The following is a 22,524-nucleotide window of genomic DNA, read 5'->3' as shown; positions in this document are numbered from 1 at the left end:
ACCACGTCCCGTTGCGATGTTGATCGTTCCCATGCTCTGCGTGGGAATGCCTCTTGCGACGCTCTGCGTCGGCTTTGGGACGCAGAGCGTCCCTTGCTGCATTCCTTTGCTGCGCGTGGGAACGATCAAGTTCCTACGGGCAGGTGTGTGTCTTGAGCCGCTTGCCGTACGCCTGGGCCAAGGCGCAGCGGATTCTGCTGCGTGATGACGTGCTGACGGTGTGCCCGTCGACGCCGGGCTGGTCGATCAGCGAAGCGCGGCGCCAGTTTGGCGTGGCGCGGCTGGAGCGAGTGCGCGATGACGAACTCGACGGCTTGCTCGCCGCCGCGTACTCCGACACTGGCAGTGCCGCCGCGGTGGTCGGTGCTGCGGAAAACGAAGTCGACCTCGACCGCCTGATGCAGGACATGCCGGAAATCACCGACCTGCTCGACACCCAGGACGGCGCGCCGGTGATCCGCATGATCAACGCCTTGCTCACCCAGGCGGCGCGCGATGAGGCCAGCGACATTCACATCGAGCCGTTCGAAACCCATTCGGTGGTGCGCTACCGCGTCGACGGCACCCTGCGTGATGTGGTCTCGCCGCGCAAGGCGCTGCACGGCGCGCTGGTGTCGCGGATCAAGATCATGGCCCAGCTCGACATCGCCGAAAAACGTCTGCCGCAGGACGGCCGGATCGCCTTGCGCGTGGCCGGGCGGCCGATCGATATTCGCGTGTCGACGGTGCCGACCGGCCATGGTGAGCGCGTGGTGATGCGCTTGCTCGACAAACAGGCCGGGCGCCTGCAACTGGAAACCCTCGGCATGGACGCGCAGGTGCTGGCCAAGCTTGATCATCTGATCCGCCAGCCCCACGGCATCGTGCTGGTCACCGGGCCGACCGGTAGCGGCAAGACCACCAGTCTCTACGCGGCACTGGCGCGACTGGATGCCAGCACCAGCAACATTCTCACCGTTGAAGATCCGGTCGAGTACGACTTGCCCGGGATCAGCCAGATTCAGGTCAACGCCAAGATCGACATGACTTTCGCCCTGGCATTGCGAGCGATTCTGCGGCAGGACCCGGACATCATCATGATCGGCGAGATCCGCGATCTGGAAACCGCACAAATCGCCGTGCAGGCCTCGCTGACCGGTCACCTGGTACTGGCGACGCTGCACACCAACGACGCGGTGTCGGCGGTCAACCGCTTGATCGACATGGGTGTCGAGCCGTTTCTGCTGGCCTCATCGATGCTCGGCGTACTCGCGCAGCGACTGGTGCGGCGCCTGTGCAACCAATGCAAACAGGAAGATCCGGCAGCGCCCGGCACCTGGCGCCCGATCGGCTGCGCCGCGTGCAACCAGACCGGTTACAGCGGCCGCACCGGCATCCACGAGTTGTTCTGCATCGACGACGACATTCGTACGCTGATTCACCAAGGGGCAGGCGAGCAGGCTCTGCGCGCTTCGGCCGCGAAAGCGGGGATGTTCAGTTTACGTGAGGACGGTGAGCGCTGGATCCGCAGCGGCGCCACCGCGCCGGAAGAAATCCTGCGTGTGACCCGGGACGCCTGATGAATCGCTATCGTTTTGAGGCCGCCGATGCCAGCGGCAAGATCGAGTCCGGGCACCTGGAGGCGGACAGCCAGGGCGCCGCGTTCAGTGCCTTGCGCGGGCGTGGCTTGACCGCATTGTCGGTGCACAAGGAAAGCAACGTTGCTCAGCATGGCGGCGGTGGACTGTTCAGCGCCAGGCTGTCAGACAACGATCTGGCCTGGGCGACGCGGCAACTGGCGAGCCTGCTCGGCGCGAGTCTGCCACTGGAAGCGGCGCTGAGTGCCACGGTCGAGCAGGCGGAGAAAAAACACATCGCTCACACCCTCAGCGCCGTGCGCGCCGATGTGCGCAGCGGCATGCGCCTGGCGGAATCGCTGGCGGCGCGACCACGGGACTTTCCCGAGATCTACCGGGCGCTGATTGCCGCGGGGGAGGAATCCGGCGATCTGGCGCAGGTCATGGAGCGCCTCGCGGATTACATCGAGGAGCGTAACAACCTGCGCGGCAAGATTCTCACCGCGTTCATCTACCCGGGCGTGGTCGGGTTGGTGTCGATCGGCATTGTGATTTTCCTGCTCAGTTACGTGGTGCCGCAGGTGGTCAGTGCGTTTTCCCAGGCGCGCCAGGATTTGCCGGGGCTGACCCTGGCGATGCTCACCGCGAGCGATTTCATTCGTGCCTGGGGTTGGTTGTGTGCGGCGCTCATGGCCGGGGCGTTCTGGTGCTGGCGCTTGTATTTGCGCAACCCGGCGGCACGGTTGAGCTGGCATCACCGGGTGCTGAAGTTGCCGCTGTTCGGGCGATTTATCTTGGGCTTGAACACGGCACGGTTTGCCTCGACCCTGGCGATTCTCGGCGGCGCCGGGGTGCCGCTGTTGCGCGCGCTGGAGGCGGCGCGCCAGACGTTGTCCAACGAGCGCTTGAGCCTGAGCGTCAGCGAGGCGACCGCGAAAGTGCGCGAGGGCGCGAATCTGGCCGCGGCGTTGCGCGTCGAAAACGTGTTTCCGCCGGTGCTGATTCACTTGATCGCCAGCGGCGAAAAAACCGGCTCGTTGCCGCCCATGCTCGAGCGTGCGGCGCAGACCCTGTCGCGCGACATCGAGCGCCGGGCGATGGGCATGACCGCACTGCTGGAGCCGCTGATGATTGTGGTGATGGGCGGGGTGGTGCTGGTGATTGTGATGGCGGTGTTGTTGCCGATCATTGAGATCAATCAGTTGGTCCAGTAGCGGTGTGCCTGGTGTTTTCTGGGGGGCTCGCCCGGCCCCTTCGCGAGCAGGCTCGCTCCCACAGTGTTCGGTGTTGTGAAGTAAATTGCATTAACACCATCAATCCCTGTGGGAGCGAGCCTGCTCGCGAAGGGCCAGTTCAATCACTAAATTCGGATTTTTCTTCCAGCATTTCAGCATCACCCGATCCTCAATTCCCCCATCCTCGGGTTCTCCTTTCTGTCATTTGCAACCACCCGCCAACGGCTCCAGCCCGATTGCGCCAAACCCGCGGTCCAGACACTGCGCCAAACCCTGCAAACACCCGAGAAAATCCCTTCGGAAACACCTCGCAGCTCCCGAGGTTTTTTCCTTTATCTGTCACCGGAAACTGCGAATTTCTCAGTGCGACTTAACCCAGGCCAGCCAGCGAGGGCCCGGTGAGTCCTCAATAAAAGCGTCATGCAAGTCATCCGAAAACCTGTGTTCACAACCTAGTTGAAAAGGAGATTCTTCATGTTCAAGCGCACTCTGATCGCCGCGTCCCTGACCGTCGCCGCTCTGGCTTCCGCACAAGCCATGGCCGTTACCGGTGGTGGTGCAACGCTGCCTGCCGCTCTGTACAAAGGTTCTGCCGACAGCATCCTGCCAGCCAATTTCAGCTACGCGGCTGTGGGTAGCGGCGCCGGCAAAACGGCTTTCCTGACCAACGTCGCCACTGGCTTTGGCGCCACCGGCACTGTGCACTTCGCCGGCAGCGACTCGGTGCTCAGCGCTTCGGAAATCAGCACCTACAACAGCGTTTTCGGCGGTTCATACGGTCCGCTGATCCAACTGCCTTCGGTTGCCACTTCGGTTGCCATCCCTTACAAAAAATCCGGCCAGACCGCTCTGAACCTGACCAGCGCTCAACTGTGCGACGCCTTCTCGGGCACCGTGACGACTTGGGGCGGCCTGCTGGGCACTGCTGACACCACGCCGATCCGCATCGTTTATCGCAACACTTCCAGCGGTACTTCGGAAATTCTCACCCGTCACCTGAATGCTGTCTGCCCAACCAAGTTCACCACCAACTCGACGTTCGTCAACGCACGTCCAGCCGGTTCCACCTTGCCTTCGAACTGGGTCGGTGTCGCTGGCACTGCTGACGTTGCGCCTACCGTTGCAGCCGTTGATGGTTCGCTCGGTTATGTCGGTCCGGATGGTGTAGACGCCACCAGCAACGCCCTGGTTTCGCGCATCAACAACGTCCAGCCAACCTCGGCCAACGTTGCCCTGGCACTGGCTTCGGTGACTCCACCGGCGACCGCTGCTCTGGCCGCTGATCCGACTCGCTGGTCGCCAGTGGTGGCTAACCCGGCCATCGGTTACAAACTGGCTGCCTACACCAACCTCATCGTGGGTCAGTGCTACAAGGATGCAGCTGTGGCCAACGACGTGAAGGCTTTCCTGACCACTCACTACAACACCACCACCAACGACCTGGCCATCAAGAACCACGGTTTCGTGACGGTGCCATCGGCCTGGAAAACCAAGGTGTATCAGACCTTCGTTTCCAACGCTAACGGTTACAACCTGAACATCAACAACACCAGCGTCTGCAACACCATCGGTCGTCCTCAGTAAGGCGCTCGATTCACTCTGCGACACGAATGGCAGCCTTCGGGGCTGCCATTTTTTTTGGCTCCCGTTCGCGGGGCATTCGATAAGGAGATTGAACATGTACAAACACATTGCGAAGGTTGCGTTGTTGTCGGCGGCGGCGTTGATGTCGGGCCACGTGCTGGCGGTGACCGGTGGCGGGGCGACGTTGCCAGCCGCGCTGTACAAGGGTTCGGCTGACAGCATTTTGCCGGCCAGTTTCAGCTACGTCGGTGTTGGCAGCGGGGCAGGCAAAGCCGCGTTTTTAAGCAACAATGCTGCGCCGTTCGGCACTACAGGCACTGTGCATTTCACTGGCAGCGATTCGATCCTGACGGCAAGCGAAATCCGCCAATACCAGAGCGCTTTTAACGCCAGTTATGGTCCGCTGATTCAACTGCCATCCGTTGGCACTGCAATCGCCGTGTCCTATAAGAAGAGCGGTATCACTAATCTCAACCTGACGAGCAGCCAGTTGTGCTGGGCGCTGTCGGGTGAGGCCCCAACGTGGGGCCATCTCATGGGCACTGCCGACACCACACCGATTCGCGTGGTCTACCGGAACAACGCCAGCGGCACCTCGGAAATCCTCACTCGCCACCTCAATTCCGTTTGCCCGACAAAGTTCTCGACCAGTTCGTTGTTCACGACGGCGCGCCAGCCGTCAGGTTCGACACTGCCGAGCAACTGGGTCGGGGTGTCGAGCGACAGAGATGTCTTGCCTACGATCAATCAGGTCGACGGCTCGATCGGTTACTCCGGCCCTGACGGTGTACTGGTGAGCGATAACACTGTCGTTGCGCGTCTTAATGGTGTGTTGCCAACCCTGATCAACGTCGCGCTCGGACTGTCGTCCGTTGCGCCACCGGCGTCAGAGTCTCAGGCAGCCAATCCCGCCAATTGGTCGCCCGTGGTGGCGAACCCTTTCAACGGCTACAAAATGGTCGCCTACAGCAACTTGATCATCGGGCAGTGCTACAGGGATGCCAACGTGGCCAACGAGATTCGCGCCTTCCTGACCACCCACTACAGCAATCCTGGTAACAATGCCGCGGTGGTGGCGCACAAATTACTGGTGATGCCACTGAGCTGGAAAAACGCCGTCACCGCCAACTTCATCACCAACACCACTGGCTACAACCTCGACATCAACAACCCTTCCGTGTGCAACGGGATTGGCCGTCCTCTTTGAAACAGCGGCGTGCCAATCAATGGCAGCCCCCTGGGCTGCCATTTTTTTGCCTGCAAAACAACCACAGACACCGCGGATACTCCGCAAACATGAAGTTTGTGTGACATCCGTTCGGTCGCGACCGCCGCCAACTGCCTATGACGTAACAGCAGGTTTTTGCACGCCTGCGGCCTGTGTGGCAACCAAAGTGTGGCAACCCAAAAGGATCTCGTAGTGATGCTCGCTCGCCCATCCCGTCGTACCAACGTCCAGCCGTTCAAACGTGAAGCCGCGGAGCCGGCGCTGTGGTTGCTCAAACCGCTGGCCCAAGCGGTGGCGTTGTGTCTGGTGGCGGGTAATGCGCAGGCGGCAACGGCGTTCAGTTCGAACTGGTTCGCCGCCAAGGGGGCCGCGCAGCAAGGTGCAGCCGCGCGGCCGAGCAGCGGCGGCTTGCCGGGCATGACGCCGCCACTGGCACAGCAGCAAAAAGCCAACCAGCAATTGCAGCGCTCGATTCAGACCCTGAACAATACGGTCGCCGCGATTGCCGCGCAGCAGGCGGCTCAGGCTGCGGGTCGGGCCGCTGCGCTGGGCTCGGTGCAGTTTGTCCCGGACGGTCTGGGCGAGGGCGGTCTGAAAGTCGATAACAGCCTCACCCAAGGTTGGCAGAATGCCAAGGGCCCGCAGCAAACCCAGGCCGACGGCAAGACCACGGTGACGATCGAACAGACCGCCGACAAGGCCATTCTCAATTGGCAAACCTTCAACGTCGGGCGCAACACCACGGTTGAATTTGACCAGCAAGCGAACTGGGCGGTGCTCAACCGGGTCAACGATCCGAATGCCCGGGCGAGCCAGATCCAGGGGCAGATCAAGGGCGACGGCACGGTGATGCTGATCAACCGCAACGGCATCGTCTTCAGCGGCAGCAGTCAGGTCAATGTGCGCAACCTGGTGGCAGCGGCGGCCAGCATCACCGATTCCCAGTTCCGCGAGCGTGGTCTGTACTTTGACAGCAGCGCCACGCAGCCGACCTTTACCGATGCCGCGGGCAAGGTGCTGGTGGAACGCGGCGCGAGCATTGCCACGCACCCACCCGCGACGTCTACTGATGGCGGTGGTTATGCCTTGCTGCTCGGCAGCGAAGTGCAGAACGACGGCAGCATCAGCACCGCCAAGGGCCAGACCGTGCTCGGCGCCGGTGACCGCTTCTATATCCGCAAGGGCGCGGGCACCGAGGGCAATGCGCTGTCGACCACGTTCGGCAACGAAGTCGCCCCGGGCTTCAAGGCCGGCGATATCAGCGGCAAGGTCAGCAACAACGGCTTGATCCAGGCCGCCACTGGCGACATCACTCTGGCCGGCCATGAAGTCGTGCAGAACGGCGTATTGCTCGCCAGCACCTCAGTGGCTGCTCGCGGCACCGTTCACCTGTCCAACCCCGCCAGCGACACCAACGGCAGCGTCACGCTGGCGCAAGGCAGTGTCACGGCGATCATGCTCGACAGCAGCGACCTGACCGCGCTCGACAGTCAGCATCAGGCGGCCCTCAGCGCGGTCACTGCGAACAACCGGATTCGGGGCGATCAGTCGCGTATCGAGATTCAGAGCGGTGGCAGCGTCGAGTTCCAGAACGGCTCGATCACCCTCGCTACCGGCGGGCAAGTGGCAGTGACGGCGCAGCGCCGCAGCCTGGTGCGCGACGGGGCGATGATCGACGTGTCGGGCGCACTCGGCGTCAAGGTGGCGATGGAAAACAACAACATCAAGATCAATGTGCAAGGCAACGAGCAGCGCGATGCCTCGGTCAACCGCGAGAAGGGCGCGCTCAACAGCAATGACATCTGGGTGGATGTACGCGAACTGGTCTACGTGCCGGCGGGCACCAACGGCTATGCCACGGATCGCTGGTACACCGCCGGCGGCTTGCTTGAAGTCGGTGGTTATCTCGGCACCCAGACGCACAGCGTCGGCGAATGGATGGCGCAGGGTGGGACGGTGAGTTTTGCCGGCAACGATGTGGTCACCGAGAAGGGCTCGTTGATCAATTTGTCCGGCGGCACCCTGGATGTGCAAAGCGGCGAGATTCGCCAGAGCTGGCTGCGCGGTGCGGACGGCAAGCTGTATGAAGTGTCCCGTGCGCCGGGCGATCTGCTTTACACCGGGTTGTACAACGGTTTCGAGGACAGCAGCGAACGCTGGGGTCAGACCCGCTATTTTTACAACCCGCTGATTGCCCCGCGCTCGCGTATCGAGTCGGGTTACACCGTGGGGCGTGACGCCGGGCAACTGGTGATCGCCACGGCCAACGCCATGCTTGACGGGCAGATGCTCGGCGAGGTGTATCAGGGCGAGCGGCAAAATCAGGCGCCCAAACCGGTGCTCGACGGGTATGAGCAGAGCCAGACCGCACTGGCACGTCGCGCGCAATTGATCGTCGGCAGTTATGACCCGGCGTATGTCGCGGCAGCGGGCGGCGTGTTGTACACGCTCAATCCGTTGCTGGATCAGGTGCAGATCGGTGGCGACAGGCCGCTGGCCGGCAATGACCTGGACCTCGCCAGTGCAGTGTCAGAGACGCGCAAGGGCAAGCTGTTTGTCGATAACGAGCAGCTCAACGGCTTGCGTCTCGGTGCGCTCAAGGTGGCGGCCAGGGATCAAGTCGTCGTCGACGGCGCGATCACCGTTGATACCGCTGGCGACATCACGCTGTATGCGCCGGATGTGCAGATCGGCGCAGACCTGACCGCGCGTAGCGGCAGCCTGCGTCTGGGCAACGTGCTCAATCAGTTCAACGGTACCCAGAGCAGCGACACCCGGCTCACGGCGAAAACCGGCAAGCCGACGCAAGTGTCTGTGGCCGCAGACGTTCACCTCGATACCCGCGGCGTCTGGAGCAATCTGCGTACCCGGCCGGACGATGGCGCGAGCCTGGCCTCGCTCAACGGTGGGCGGGTGTCGATCCGCAGCAGCGGCGATATCAATATCGGTGCCGGCAGCGTGCTCGATGTGTCGTCCGGTGGCGCGATCCTCGCCAACGGCAAGACCCGCGGCGGCAAGGGCGGTGATTTGACGCTGGAATCCAGCGCGATATCTACGCCCGGCCAATCGCACCTGCGCCTCGATGGCCAGTTGCGTGGCTACGGTGTAACGGGTGGCGGCACCTTGACCGTGCAGGCCAACAAGATCCTGATCGGCCAGAGCGACAAACCGTTGGCCGACAACACCCTGCAACTGTCTGCCGATCTGTTCAACAAAGGTTTCTCCGCTTACAACCTGATTGGCTTGAGCGGTCTGGACGTGGTTGAAGGCAGTGTCGTGGACGTCAGTCTGCCGCTGTACCGTTTTAGCGATGCCGCGCCGAATCAGCTCAGCGGCGCCGATCCACAAGCGGCGCTGGAGTTGTGGACGCCGGCGCTGTTCCAGCAAAACCCGACTGAGGGCGTGCTGACGCAACGCGCCGGTGCCAGCCTGACGCTGCAAGGCGGGGCCAGCCTGCTCAGCCTGATCGATGCGGCCAACAGCAGCCTGACACTTGGCCGTGGCTCGCGCATCAGCGTCGACCCGGGGCAAAGCATCACATTGCGCGGCGCCGGGCAGATCACCGTGGACGGTGAACTCAATGCCTGGGGCGGCACCATTGATATCCGCCAGCAGCAGTTCGGCTCGATCAAACCGGCCACCTCCGATCAACTCGCGGAGCCGAACGCGCATGACCGTTCGATCTGGATCGGTGAACACGCGCGGCTGGATGTGGCAGGGCGCGTGAACACCGCAGTGGACGCTTTGGGTCGCACCTATGGGCAGGTCGGCAAGGGGGGCAGCATCATCCTCGGTGGCGAGATCGACGCGAAACTCGCCACGGCCACTGCCGCCGATGCTTACGTGGTGGTGCGCCAGGGCGCGCAGCTCGATGCTTCGGGCGCCGAGGCGCTGCTGGACATCGCCGGGCAGGGACCGACGCGCGTAGCCACGGATGGCGGACGCATCGCGATCGGCTCTTACAACGGCCTGTTCATTGACGGTGATCTGCGCGCACTGGCCGGCGGTGCCGGGGCAGCCGGTGGTCGTCTGGAGGTGGCGCTGGAGACGCCGTTGTACGTCGATTCGGCGGACAACAGTGTGCGCGCGCCACGCGAGTTGATCATCGACCAGACATCGACCGGGCTGACGCTTGGCGCCGACCTGCGCCCGGGCGAGGCTGACGACGGTTTGCGCTATGGTCAGGCTCGTGTGCATGCCGACAGCCTGATGGCGGGCGGCTTCGACACCCTGAGCCTGTTGAGTAACGGACTGTTGTCGTTCGACGGTGACGTCAACCTGCACATGCAGCAGAGCCTTAGCCTGTACGCCGGGGCGTTGTCCCTGGCCGAGTCAGCCAAAAACACGGCACGGGTCGATCTGAGCGCGCCGTATCTGCGCCTGTCCGGCGTCGGCAGCTATTACAGCGTGGTCGGCAGCGTGCGCCCGCGCCTGACGAACAGCCCGACCGCCAGGCTGGCGGATGCCCGCTTCACGGCGTCGGCCAACCTGATGGATCTGGGCAATGGTCTGTCGTTCGGGGCTCAGGGTTCGATCCTGCAACTGAAGGCAGCGGCCGCCGAATACAGTCGCCGTGGTTTTGCCCAGGTGAGTCTCGACAGCAGCGGTGATCTGCGCTTTCTGGCACCAACCGATGGCGCGGAGAAAAGCCGTCTGTGGACCCCAGGTGATTTGAACCTGCGTGCGGCACAGATTTATCCCGCCAGTGATGTTCAGGCAGAAGTGCGTGTCGGTTATCAGGGCGCGCAGTCGCCGGCCGAACATACCCTGCGCATCAGCGGCCGCGGAGCGGCGCCGGCAGCTGCGCCTTTTTCGGCGTTCGGCAAGCTGACCTTCTCGGCGACGTCTATCGAGCAGGGCGGTGTGTTGCGTGCACCGCTGGGCAAGATTGTCCTTGGCGACGACTTGTTGACCACCACCCGTGAGGTTCGTTTGTTGCCGGGCAGCGTGACGTCGGTCAGCGGTGCCGGGCTGGTCATGCCATACGGCGGAACCACTGATGGCATCGATTACCGCTACGGCGGCAGATCGGTGGTGTTGAACGGCGTCACCGGGGAAGCGACCGGGGTGTCGATGAGCAGCCGGTTCATCGATGTGCAGAGCGGCGCAATCATCGATTTGTCGGGGGGTGGCGACCTGCGCGGTGCCGGTTTCATTTCCGGGCGCGGCGGTTCCACAGATGCCCGTTTCAATCCGCTGGTGCGCAACGCTACCGACGGCACGTTCAGCTTGCCGGGGTTGTCGAGCAACCCTGTTTACGCAATCGTTCCGGGCAACCAGAGCACTTACGCACCGGTGTTGGCCGAGGCCGGCGCAGTCGATCCGCGTATCGGTCAGCAGGTCACTATTGGCGCCGGAGTGCCGGGTCTGGCGGCCGGTACATACACGTTGTTGCCGTCGACGTTTGCCTTGCTGCCCGGGGCGTTCCGGGTCGAAGTCAACGGTCAGGCAACGCCGGGCGCAAGCCAGGGTGCGTTGCCGATGCGTAATGGTTCGTGGACTGGCAGCGGACAAATGTCGATTGCCAACACCCCCCTGCGTGACAGCCTCGCCCAACAAATCATCCTGACGCCGGCGGATGTATTGCGCCGTTACTCGCAGTACAACGAAACCAGTCTCGGCCAATTCATTCAGAGCGATGCCGTGCGCCGTGGAGTCCCTCGGGCGCTGGCCCCGCAGGACGGCAAGACGCTGGACCTGCGTCTGATTGACGGTGGCGAGCAGGACATCGCATTGCAGTTCAACGGACAGGCGCGCTTCGGCGCCGCCGCGGGTGGCCTGGTGGGCACGGCAGTGGTGCGCAGTGGCAACGCCCGCAGCAGCTTCGAAATCCTCGGCAGCGGGCAGACGCCCACCGAGGGCTTCAACGGTATCTCGCTATACGCCGAAACGTTGAATAACCTCAACGCCGGACGTTTGACCCTCGGCGCGATGCCGACCGTCAGTTACAGCACGGCGGGCAACATCATCGGATTCATCGGGGACACCTCCAGCATCGTCCTGCGTGACGGAGCGTTGCTGGCGGCGCCGGAAGTGTTGCTGCGCACCAACTCGATCAGTGGCGGCATCACCGTCGAAGCGGGCGCCGGGATCAACGCCCTGGGGCTTGGCAACGCCGCTTATGACTCGACGGCCGGGTACATTTACCAGCCGGGCGCGTCCAGTGTGGTGGTGGTCTCGAACGGCTGGACGAATGTGCTGGCGCCGGAGACGGGCGGCGGTTTCACCGGTGCCGGCAGCATTCGGATCGGCACTTGCACCACGACGGTTTGTGCCAGCCCGGCGCTGCTGTATTCAAACGGCAGTATCACCGCCGCGACGGATAACCAGTTCGAGCTTGGTGAAGCCGTGCGTTTTGGCACGCGTCATCTGGCGCTGGCGGTAGGTGCGCTCAACGCTGGCAGTGCCCAGGCACTGGCGGCTGCAGGCGATCGCGTACCGGCCGGTCTGACCTTGAACCAGAATGTTCTGGATCGTTTGCTGCGCGGTGATACCCGGTTCGGCGCGCCGGCTCTGGAGACACTCAGCCTGACCACGCGTGATGCCTTCAATCTCTACGGCAGCGTGACCCTCGACACCTTCGATGCGCAGACAGGCCAGAGCAAGCTGCAAAACCTCGTGCTCGCCACCCCGGCGATTTATGGCGCAGGCGTTGCCGAGGATATCGCGACGATCCGCACCGCCAACCTGATCTGGAACGGGGCCACTCAGGCCCCCGGTGGTGTGATCAGCGGCGGCGCCGGTACCGGCAGCGGTACCCTGGATATTCAGGCACAACGCATCGAGTTGGGTTACGGCCCTATGCCACAACCCAATGGCCTCGATCAGAACAATCGTCTGGCGCTGGGGTTTGCCAACGTTAACCTGAGCGCCAGCGAACGTATCACCGCCAATCACAAAGGCAGCCTGGCGGTGTATCAGCAGCAGGGCGCTTACGACCCGCTCAAGGGTTACGCCTACACGGGCGGCAACCTCACACTGCGCACACCGTTGCTGACCGGTGAGGCGGCGTCGGTCAATCTGCTCAAAGCCGGCAATCGCTTGACGCTCGGCGGTGCGGCTGCTTCGGGTGTGGCCGATGCCCTCGGCGCAGAGCTCAATCTGCAAGCCCGCGATATCGTGCTCGACAGCCGCATTGCGCTGGCCAGCGGCAAACTCACGGCCAAAGCCGAACATGACTTGACGCTGGCCGACGGTGCGCAACTGGACATGTCCGGGCGTACGTTGCCGTTCAACGACGTCAGCAAATACAGCTGGGGCGGCGACGTATCCTTGTTGAGCAATAACGGCAATATCCGCCAGCTTGCCGGGTCGCGCATCGACCTGTCGGCAAAAAACAATCAGGCCGGCAACCTTAGCGCCGTGGCATTGGCCACCGATGCCGGCATTGTCGATCTGCAGGGCGAAATCATCGGCGCCAGCAGCGGCTACTACGACGCCGGTGGTACGCGGGTACCGTACAACGCCGCTGGCGTGGATATTCGCGCGCAGCAGTTGGGCGGTGACGCGAGCGTGCAGTTCGCGGCACTCAACCAGCGCCTGAACGCCGGGCAGGTGTTCGGCAGTCGCAGCTTGCAACTCAAACAAGGCGATCTGCGGATTGGCGACGGGCTCAAGGCAAGCGAGGTCAATGTCTCGGTGGACAATGGCAGGCTGACGGTCAACGGTTTGATCGATGCCAGCGGCGAGCGGGTCGGCAGCATTCGCCTGTCGGCGCAAAACGGCCTGACGCTCACCGGCGACAGCGTGCTCGATGCCCATGGTCGGGTGTTGCGCGTCGACAGTCACGGCAAGATCATCGACGCGCCGAACCGTGCCATGGTCGAGCTGAATTCAGGCGCCGGGTTGTTGACCCTGGCGTCGGGTACGCGCATTGACCTGCGGCATGGTACCGATGCGGTGCCGGGTGTGCTCGCCGGTCAGCACGATCAGATGCTGCGCGGTACCCTGGAACTCAACGCACCGCGTCTGGGCGCCGGTGACATCGCCATCGACGCGACTGGCACCGTGAATATTCAAGGCGCGCGTTCCATCGGTCTCAATGGCACGCGGCGCTATACCGATGCGCGCGATGGCGTCGATCCAGCAGTCAGTGGCCGGCCGTATCAGGTGATCGATCAGGCGCTCTTTACCCGCATCGACGGCGACAGCACGACTTTCATCGAAGCTGCGTTGAGTAACGCCGACCTGTTGCAACGCAAACTGGCCGGTCTGAACAACGCGGCTTACGCCGATGCTTTCCACCTGCGTCCCGGCGTCGAAATCGCCAGCAAGACAGCGGACGGTGACCTGGTGGTGGAAGGTGATATCGATCTGTCGCGCTACCGCTATGACAGCCTCAATCCGCACACGAGCAAGGTCGCTGGTGTTTATGGCTCTGGTGAGTCCGCCAGCCTGGTGATCCGCGCCGGCGGCAACCTGGATATCTACGGCAGCATCAACGACGGTTTCGCGCCGCCACCCGAAACCGTCGACGACGCTGGCTGGAAGCTGTTGCCGGGCGTGCAGCCGTTCGGCGGCGATCTGATTGTGCCGGGAGCCGGGGTGACGCTGGCGCCGGGTACGCAGTTTCCGTCGGGCGTGACCCTCAACTACGATTTGCCGATTCAGGCGACGACGCTGGTCAGCGGCACGCTGCTGCCGGTGCAGGTAGAACTGGCCGCACCTTATACCTTCAGCGCCGGCACGGTGCTGGCGGGGGCGGTGCATGACGCCTCGGGCAATCTGTTGTATGCCGCCGGAACGCTGCTCGGCGACGATGTCACGGTACCGGCCAACAGCCGTTTGGGCGCCGGTATTCGCTTGAATCGCAACACGGCATTGAATGCCATGAACTGGCCCAAAGGCGTGCCGTTGCCGGGCGCTTTCGATGCCGACACGGGCAGTAGCAAGAATTTGATGTTGAGCGGTTCACTGGCGCTGTTGCGCGGCTCGCTGATTCCGTCGATGACCAATGTGGTACTCGCTGACGGTGTCGCGTTCATCGAATTGCGCGCTTTGAACGGCGCCAGCCAAGGCGCCAACTGGGCGCTCGCGCCGATGTTGCCGTCCGGCAGTGCGTCGTGGTCGATCCGCGCGGTGGCGGGAGCTGATCTTTCTGCAGCCGACAGTCGTGCGGTGCAACCGCTCACCGCCGAGGGCAATCTGCGCCTGGCGGACACCCATTACGGGGCGAAGATCACCGAAGGCAACCCACGCGCGGTGTGGTCGGAAACCAACCAGTATGGTTTCCCTGCCTTCGAACCGGTGCCCGAGGAATACCTGATTCTCTGCGACACCGATCCCGGTGCCTGTGCACCCATGGCGCGCTGGACCTGGGCGCCTGGCAACCAGTTCGGTTTCCAGGATTACGCGCCGATTCCCGAGGAATACCTGACGCTGTGCGACAGTTATCCCGAGGTGTGCGTCGAAAGCAATCCGGCGAAGAGCGCTGCCATCCACAGTCAGATGTTCAGCGTCTTGCGCACCGGCACTGGCGATCTGGATCTGATCGCCGCCGGTAATCTGAGCATGGCCTCGCCATTTGGCGTGTACACCGCGGGCACTCAGTCGGCCGATGTCGATCCGCGCTTCAACCAGATGCGTGGGCGCTTGTCGGACAAGGATTCGGTATTGGGCAGCGCCGGCAGCGATGTCGAAAAATGGGTTAACGGCGGCGGCGACAGTCTTTATCAGGCCTGGTATCCACAGTTGGGGGGCAACCTGACGATCAGTGCCGGTGGTTCGGTTTCTGGCGATACCCTTGGGCGCAAGGCCGCCAATAGCGGCGGCTACCGTGAGCAGGTGCCGAGTGTGGCGGTGGGCAACTGGTTATGGCGTCAGGGCGCCGGCAACACTGACGTGCCGACCGCCTGGTGGATCAACTTCGGCAGTTATGTGACTCAGCCATTACCGGATGCCGACATGGACGCTGCGCCGTATCTGGTGGGCTTCACCGGTTTCGGTACGCTGGGCGGCGGCAATATCCGCCTGCGCGCCGGCGAAGACGCCGGCATGCTCAGACCGCTGGGGGATTCGCGGACCCATCCGCGCAGTCAAGGGCTGATCGTGGCGGTGGGCAGCACTGGTCGCGTCGGCAACGACGGCAGCCTGCAACTGACCGGTGGCGGTGACATGGATATCCGCATCGGTGGCACGCTCAACCCGTCCCTTCAAGCGCGGGCCGGCAATGATGGGATCACGCCGCCCAAACATGATCTGCAAGGCGCACTGATCAACCTGCGCGGCGCGGCCCAGATGAGCGGCAGCGCGGTCGGCGGCATCAATCTGCAATATGGCGCCAACAGCGTGCTGCATGACGCCCGTGAAACCCGTGCGCTTGACCCGTTCACCGCGACCACCAGCAACGCATCCGGCGGGCTGGTGCTGATTCCCGGCGACTCGGGCATGCGCATCAACACCCGTGGCGATCTGGTGCTCGGCGGTGCGGCAGACCCGGGCCGCGTGCGTCTGCAGAACGCCACGCCATTGTTTGACGAGGCGGGGGACATCACTCAGGGCGGGATATTGAGCGGCTTCTCGCTGTGGACCGAGCACACGGCGATCGACCTGTTCTCTGCCGGCGGCAATCTCACCCCGAGTACTCAATTAGCCGAGACCGATACCAACGGGCCAGTCAAAGGGCAGAACACTTCGCCCACCGACAGCCGTTTCGTCTATCCATCGATTCTGCGCGCAGTGGCGGGGCAGGGTTCGATTTACGCAGGTTCGTCGGCGGCTTACAGCGTCGGCAACACCGCTCCCGCGACCGCTTGGTCGCTGTTGTTGGCGCCGTCGGCCTCAGGTCAACTGGAGCTGTTGGCCGGTGACTCGATTTATGCCGGCGGCTATGCGATCAACCAGTCCGGGGCCAGTCCATTGGCGATTGCCACGCCGTTTGCCCCGGCGTTCAACGGCTATGCCAGCAACTCGGCGCAAACCCCGTTCATCTCCAACAGCGGCAGCGATGGTGTCGCCGCAGAACCGAATCTGCGTTATCCCTTGTTCGCTTTCGGCAGCAACTCGTACTCCCGCCTCAGCGATGTAATGGGCCCGGCGCGAATCTACGCGTTGACCGGCGATCTGGTTGGCATCCGCAGCGGCGAATCGTTGCGTGCGAGCGATTCGCTGCGCACCTGGTACGAAGCCGCCGGGCCCGTGTGGATGATGGCCGGTCGCGACATCGTCGCCTCTGGCACCTATCTGGGCCAGCCGACGACGTCGCCGAAGGATGGCGTCGGCACCACCAAGGACACGATCTACTCCACCGGCAACCTGTTCGTGCATAACGATCCAAGGGACGTGTCGAAAGTATCGGCCGGTCGCGACATCCTCTACAGCAGCTTCGACATCGCCGGCCCTGGAACCCTGGAGGTGAGTGCCGGGCGTAACATTCTCATGGAAGACCGGGCCAGCATTACCAGCCTCGGTTCGTTGCTGGCAGGTGATCAGCGGCCGGGCGCCAGCGTGGTCTTGCAGGCCGGCACCGGCGCGCAAGGGCCGGATTATTCACGGTTCATCGCGCATTACCTGAATCCGCAAAATCTGGCCAATCCGGATACCTCGTTGAGCGCGCAACCGGGCAAGGTGATCAAGACGTACCTCGACGAGCTGCAGAGCTGGCTGACCCTCGGTTACGGCTTCAGCGGCAACGCAGAACAGGCGCAAGCCTTTTTCACCGCGCTGCCAAGTGTCGAGCAGGCAATCTTCGCCCGGCAGGTGTACTTCGCTGAACTGCGCGCCGGTGGCCTGGAGTACAACAACGCCGACGGCCCGCGCAAAGGCAGCTATCTGCGCGGTCGCAATGCTATTGCGGCGTTGTTCCCGACCACCGATGTCGCCGGCAACGCGATCCGCTACGACGGCGATATCACGCTGTACGGTGGAGCAGGGGTCAAGACCCTGTTTGGCGGCGACATCCAGATGCTTACGCCGGGCGGCGGTCAGGTGTTCGGCATCGAGGGTGCGGCACCACCCTCGACAGCGGGGATCATCACCCAGGGCTCGGGCAATATTCAGCTGTATTCGCAGGGCAGCATTCTGCTCGGCCAAAGCCGCATCATGACCACGTTTGGCGGCTCGATTCTCGGCTGGTCGGCCGAGGGCGATATCAACGCTGGTCGCGGCTCGAAAACCACCGTGGTCTACACCCCGCCGAAACGGGTGTACGACACCTGGGGCAACGTAACCCTGTCGCCGTCGGTGCCGAGCACCGGCGCCGGTATTGCCACGCTCAATCCGATTGCCGAAGTGGCGCCGGGCGATATCGACCTGATCGCGCCGCTGGGTACCATTGATGCAGGCGAGGCGGGGATTCGTGTGTCGGGCAACGTCAACATCGCCGCGCTGACGGTGGTCAACGCCGCGAACATTTCGGTGCAAGGCAAGGCGACCGGTGTGCCAGTGGTATCGGCGGTGAATACCGGCGCGATCACCTCGGCCAGCTCGGCGGCATCGTCTGCCACGCAAGCCGCCGAAGACGTGGCGCGGCAGCAACAAGCGGCGGCGCGGCAGAATCAGGCTTCGGTGTTTACCGTGCAGGTGCTGAGCTTCGGCAACGAACAACTCACACCCTCGCGCGATGGCGCCAGCCGCGCACCGGCCCCGGGCTACAACCCGGACAGCCCGGTGCAGGTCTTGGGCGCGGGGGCGTTGGATGAGCAGGCCAGGCAGCAGTTGACCGAGGAGGAGCGTGGGCAACTGACGTTGTAAAAGGACTCTCGTGCGGTATGTTTGGGCGACCGTTGGGTCGCCCTTATTTTTCTGATTCAGAGCATATCCGTTACTGCGGTAACGGCCGCTTATGGTTTCGCCTGACGGCGACTCACTTTTTTTACAAACGCCTAAAAAAAGTAAGCAAAAAAACGCTTGCTCCTACGTTCGGCCCTCGCAAGCTCGGGTCCCTTCGCTCCGGGATCGATCCGGGCGCAGCGGCTACGGTTTGCTTCGCTGCACCTCCTTCCGCTGTGTACGACTGCGTCGTACGGTCGCTGCGCTCCCACGCCCGGATCAATCCCTCCACTCAGCCTTCCGACGTCGCCGGTGAGTCAAAAGCAAGATCAAAAGCACGCGAGCTAACGCTCATTGTTGAGTGGAGAAGCACCGCATGGCTTGAGATCTTCAGTTGATTCGCTAGGCGGGCGGCGTCCGACGGGGCTTTTGATCATGGATTCACAGCAGTAGATTCGAGTCGGCGCAGAACCTCAATATCCCCCATTCGGCTCCCTCTCCCTCTGGGAGAGGGCTGGGGTGAGGGTTTGGGGCTCCTGCACTCACCAAACCCCCACAAACCCACCGCCCACAGGTAAACTCCGCGCACTTTTTCAAGGAGTTCACATGAGTTACTACCAGCCGGGCATTCTCGCCACCCCAGTTCCTGCGCAGGCACGTCACCTGTTCTTCACCCTTGAGTCGGTGGAAGCGCTGCCGCAGGCGCTCGATAACCTGCTCAATCAGGTGGATGGCGCGTCGGCGGTGGTCGGTTTCGGTGAACCGCTGGTCAAGGTGCTCAACGTGCAGATCGACGGCCTGCGCAGCTTCCCGGCACTGGCCGGCGTTGGCGTCGAAAACCCTGCGACCCAGCACGCATTGTGGGTCTGGTTGCACGGCGTCGACCGTGGCGAACTGCTCAACCGCTCCAATGCCCTTGAAGCGGCACTCGCACCGGCCTTGCGTCTGGTTGATCGTCAGGAAGCCTTCCGCCACAAGGACGGCCACGACCTCACCGGTTACGAAGACGGCACGGAGAACCCGCACGATGACGCCGCCATCGCCGCAGCATTGCTCAGCCAAGGGGCTGACGGCCATGTCGGCGCCAGTTTCGCCGCGATCCAGCAATGGCAGCACGACCTCAAGGGCTTTCACCAATTGTCTGCCGAGGACAAAGACAACATCATGGGCCGGCGCCTGAGCGACAACGAAGAGATCGACGATGCGCCGGTCTCGGCTCACGTCAAGCGCACCGCGCAGGAAAGCTTCGCCCCGGAAGCCTTCGTCGTGCGCCGCTCGATGCCGTGGATCGAAGGCGATCGCGCCGGTTTGATGTTCCTCGCGTTCGGCTTCTCGCTGGATGCCTTCGAAGCGCAACTGCGGCGCATGAGCGGCCTGGAAGACGGCATCACCGACGGCCTGTATCGCATCAGCCGGCCGATCACCGGCGGATACTACTGGTGCCCGCCACTAAAGGACGGCCACCTCGATCTGCGCGCCTTGCGCATCGGCTGATCAATTGCTGTACCGCGATTCCCTGTAGGAGTGAGCCTGCTCGCGATAGCGGTGTGTCAGACAACACTTCAATGACTGACCCACCGCTATCGCGAGCAGGCTCACTCCTACAAAAGCGACCGTGTGAAGCATCTAAGGTTATGCCCAAACAATATTTCCCACACTTGTCATAACAACTCTAAGATCACCCCATAACTCGTTATGACAAGTGATCCGAAGATGACCGATAACGTTCTCTCCCTTGGCAGCGTCCCGCTGCACACCCAGTTGCGCGATGTGCTGCGCTCACGAATTCTCGACGGTGAATACCCGCAAGACAGCCAGATGCCTTCCGAAAGCGAACTCGGCGCGTCGTTCAAAGTCAGCCGCATCACCGTGCGCCAGGCACTCGGCGATCTGCAGAAGGAAGGGCTGATCTTCAAGATCCACGGCAAAGGCACCTTCGTCGCCAAGCCGAAAACCTTTCAGAACGTCAGCAGCTTGCAAGGCCTCGCCGAGTCGATGACCGGCCGCGGTTACGAAGTGATCAACCGCTTGCGCAGTTTCAAATTCATTGCCGCGGACAAGCGTGTCGCCGAGCGTTTGCAGGTGGCGGAAGGCGAAACCGTAGCGCAGATAAAACGCGTGCGCCTGATCAACCGTGAGCCGATTTCGCTGGAAATCACCTACCTGCCCAAAGCGCTGGGCGAGCGCCTGGAGAAGGCCGATCTGGTCACCCGCGACATCTTCCTGATCCTCGAAAACGACTGCGGCATCGCCCTCGGCCACGCCGATCTGGCCATTGATGCGGTGCTCGCCGACAGCGACCTGACCCAGGCGCTCAACGTCGAGGCCGGTTCGCCGATCATGCGTATCGAGCGTCTGACCCACGATGCCCAAGGCCAGCCGCTGGACTTCGAACACCTTTACTACCGTGGCGATGCCTTCCAGTACCGTCTGCGGATCGACCGGCAAAAGGGGGAGCAGGCATGACCCGCAATGTGCTCGAACAGGAATACGACATCGTCGTGATTGGCGGCGGTACCGCCGGGCCGATGGCGGCAATCAAGACCAAAGAGAACAATCGCGACTTGCGCGTTCTGCTGGTCGACAAGGCCAACGTCAAACGCAGTGGCGCGATCAGCATGGGCATGGACGGCCTGAACAACGCGATCATTCCCGGGCACTCGACGCCGGAGCAGTACACCAAGGAAATCACCATCGCCAACGACGGCATCGTCAATCAGGCAGCGGTGTATGCGTACGCGACCCACAGTTTCGAAACGATCGAACAGCTCGACCGCTGGGGGGTGAAATTCGAGAAGGACGAGACCGGCGATTATGCGGTGAAAAAGGTCCACCACATGGGCGCCTATGTGCTGCCAATGCCGGAAGGGCACGACATCAAAAAAGTCCTGTATCGGCAGTTGAAACGCGCGCGAGTGAGCATCACCAATCGCCTGGTCTGCACGCGTTTGCTGACCGACGAGGAGGGCGCCGTCAATGGCGTGATGGGCTTCGATTGCCGCACCGCCGATTTCCATGTGATCAAGGCCAAGGCGGTGATCCTGGCGTGCGGTGCGGCGGGGCGCCTCGGTCTGCCGTCGTCAGGCTACCTGATGGGCACCTATGAGAACCCGACCAATGCCGGCGACGGCTACGCGATGGCCTATCACGCCGGCGCCGAACTGGCCAACCTCGAGTGCTTCCAGATCAACCCGCTGATCAAGGATTACAACGGCCCGGCCTGCGCCTACGTCACCGGTCCCCTGGGCGGCTACACCGCCAACAACAAGGGTGAGCGCTTCATCGAGTGCGACTACTGGAGCGGGCAGATGATGTGGGAGTTTCACCAGGAACTGGAAAGTGGCAATGGCCCGGTGTTCCTCAAACTCGATCACCTGGCCGAGGAAACCATCCAGAACATCGAGGAGATCCTGCACAGCAACGAGCGCCCGAGTCGCGGCCAGTTTCACGCCAATCGTGGCACTGATTACCGCACGCAAATGGTCGAGATGCACATTTCCGAAATTGGTTTTTGCAGCGGCCACTCGGCGTCTGGCGTGTGGGTCAACGAACGCGCGGAAACCTCGGTGAAAGGCCTGTACTCGGCAGGTGATATGGCCGCCGTGCCGCACAACTACATGCTCGGCGCCTTCACTTACGGCTGGTTCGCCGGGCACAACGCGGCGGAATTCGTTGCCGGGCGCGAGTTCTCGGCACTGGATGCCGAGCAGATCGCCAGGGAAAAAGCTCGGGTCTACGCACCACTGGATCGCGAACACGGACTGCCGCCGGCGCAGGTCGAGTACAAGCTGCGGCGCTTCGTCAACGACTACCTGCAACCGCCGAAAGTGACGAAGAAGATGCAGATCGGCCTGCAACGCTTCAGCGACATCGAGCGCGATCTCGAGCAGATGAAAGCCAATAACGCTCACGAGCTGATGCGCGCGATGGAAACCAGCGTGATCCGCGACTGCGCCGAAATGGCCGCGCGCGCCTCGTTGTTCCGCGCCGAAAGCCGCTGGGGCTTGTATCACTACCGCGTCGATCACCCGCAACGCGACGACAGCGAGTGGTTCTGCCATTGCCACCTGAAGAAGGGCGAGGACGGCCAGATGACCAGTTTCAAGAAAGCCGTCGAGCCTTACATCATCCCGCTCGATGCTGAAGAAATGCAGGCTTACGACCGCTTGCGCGTGGGCGCCTTCGCCGCTTGATGCACCACTAAAAAGAGAGT

The 22,524-nt window shown here is 62.7% G+C and carries 8 protein-coding genes; all 8 read left to right on the top strand.

Annotation, left to right across the window (positions count from 1 at the left end):
* The first annotated feature begins 152 nt into the window (after positions 1 to 152).
* The gene (gene gspE, locus ACGSLL_RS03250) at positions 153 to 1,559 is read left to right on the top strand and encodes a type II secretion system ATPase GspE (RefSeq protein ID WP_394503148.1); all 1,407 of its coding nucleotides are present in this window, start codon (positions 153 to 155) and stop codon (positions 1,557 to 1,559) included.
* Positions 1,559 to 2,770, top strand: coding sequence for a type II secretion system inner membrane protein GspF (gene gspF / locus ACGSLL_RS03245; RefSeq protein ID WP_208937695.1), 1,212 nt, complete (start codon positions 1,559 to 1,561; stop codon positions 2,768 to 2,770). The genes gspE and gspF overlap by 1 nt, the downstream gene beginning before the upstream one ends.
* Positions 2,771 to 3,265: 495 nt before the next feature.
* Positions 3,266 to 4,375: a substrate-binding domain-containing protein gene (locus tag ACGSLL_RS03240; protein WP_394503145.1), complete on the top strand. Its 1,110-nt coding sequence runs from the start codon at positions 3,266 to 3,268 to the stop codon at positions 4,373 to 4,375.
* Positions 4,376 to 4,469: 94 nt separating this feature from the next.
* Positions 4,470 to 5,582, top strand: coding sequence for a substrate-binding domain-containing protein (locus ACGSLL_RS03235; protein WP_394503143.1), 1,113 nt, complete (start codon positions 4,470 to 4,472; stop codon positions 5,580 to 5,582).
* A gap of 216 nt (positions 5,583 to 5,798) precedes the next feature.
* Complete coding sequence (locus ACGSLL_RS03230; RefSeq protein ID WP_394503141.1) at positions 5,799 to 18,293, top strand: filamentous haemagglutinin family protein; 12,495 nt, start codon at positions 5,799 to 5,801, stop codon at positions 18,291 to 18,293.
* A 624-nt stretch (positions 18,294 to 18,917) separates the two neighbouring features.
* Complete coding sequence (locus tag ACGSLL_RS03225; protein ID WP_394503139.1) at positions 18,918 to 19,805, top strand: Dyp-type peroxidase; 888 nt, start codon at positions 18,918 to 18,920, stop codon at positions 19,803 to 19,805.
* Between the two features lie 219 nt (positions 19,806 to 20,024).
* Positions 20,025 to 20,777, top strand: coding sequence for a GntR family transcriptional regulator (locus ACGSLL_RS03220; protein WP_394503137.1), 753 nt, complete (start codon positions 20,025 to 20,027; stop codon positions 20,775 to 20,777).
* Entirely contained in the window at positions 20,774 to 22,504 is a 1,731-nt protein-coding gene (locus ACGSLL_RS03215; RefSeq protein ID WP_394503135.1) for a fumarate reductase/succinate dehydrogenase flavoprotein subunit, read from the top strand. Before ACGSLL_RS03220 ends, ACGSLL_RS03215 begins: the two co-directional genes overlap by 4 nt.
* The last annotated feature ends 20 nt before the right edge of the window (positions 22,505 to 22,524 follow it).

The sequence above is a fragment of the Pseudomonas retamae genome (assembly GCF_043496865.1).
Lineage (GTDB): Bacteria > Pseudomonadota > Gammaproteobacteria > Pseudomonadales > Pseudomonadaceae > Aquipseudomonas > Aquipseudomonas retamae.
Note: the sequence above shows the minus strand (reverse complement) of the source record. Positions and strands in the feature narration are given on the sequence as shown.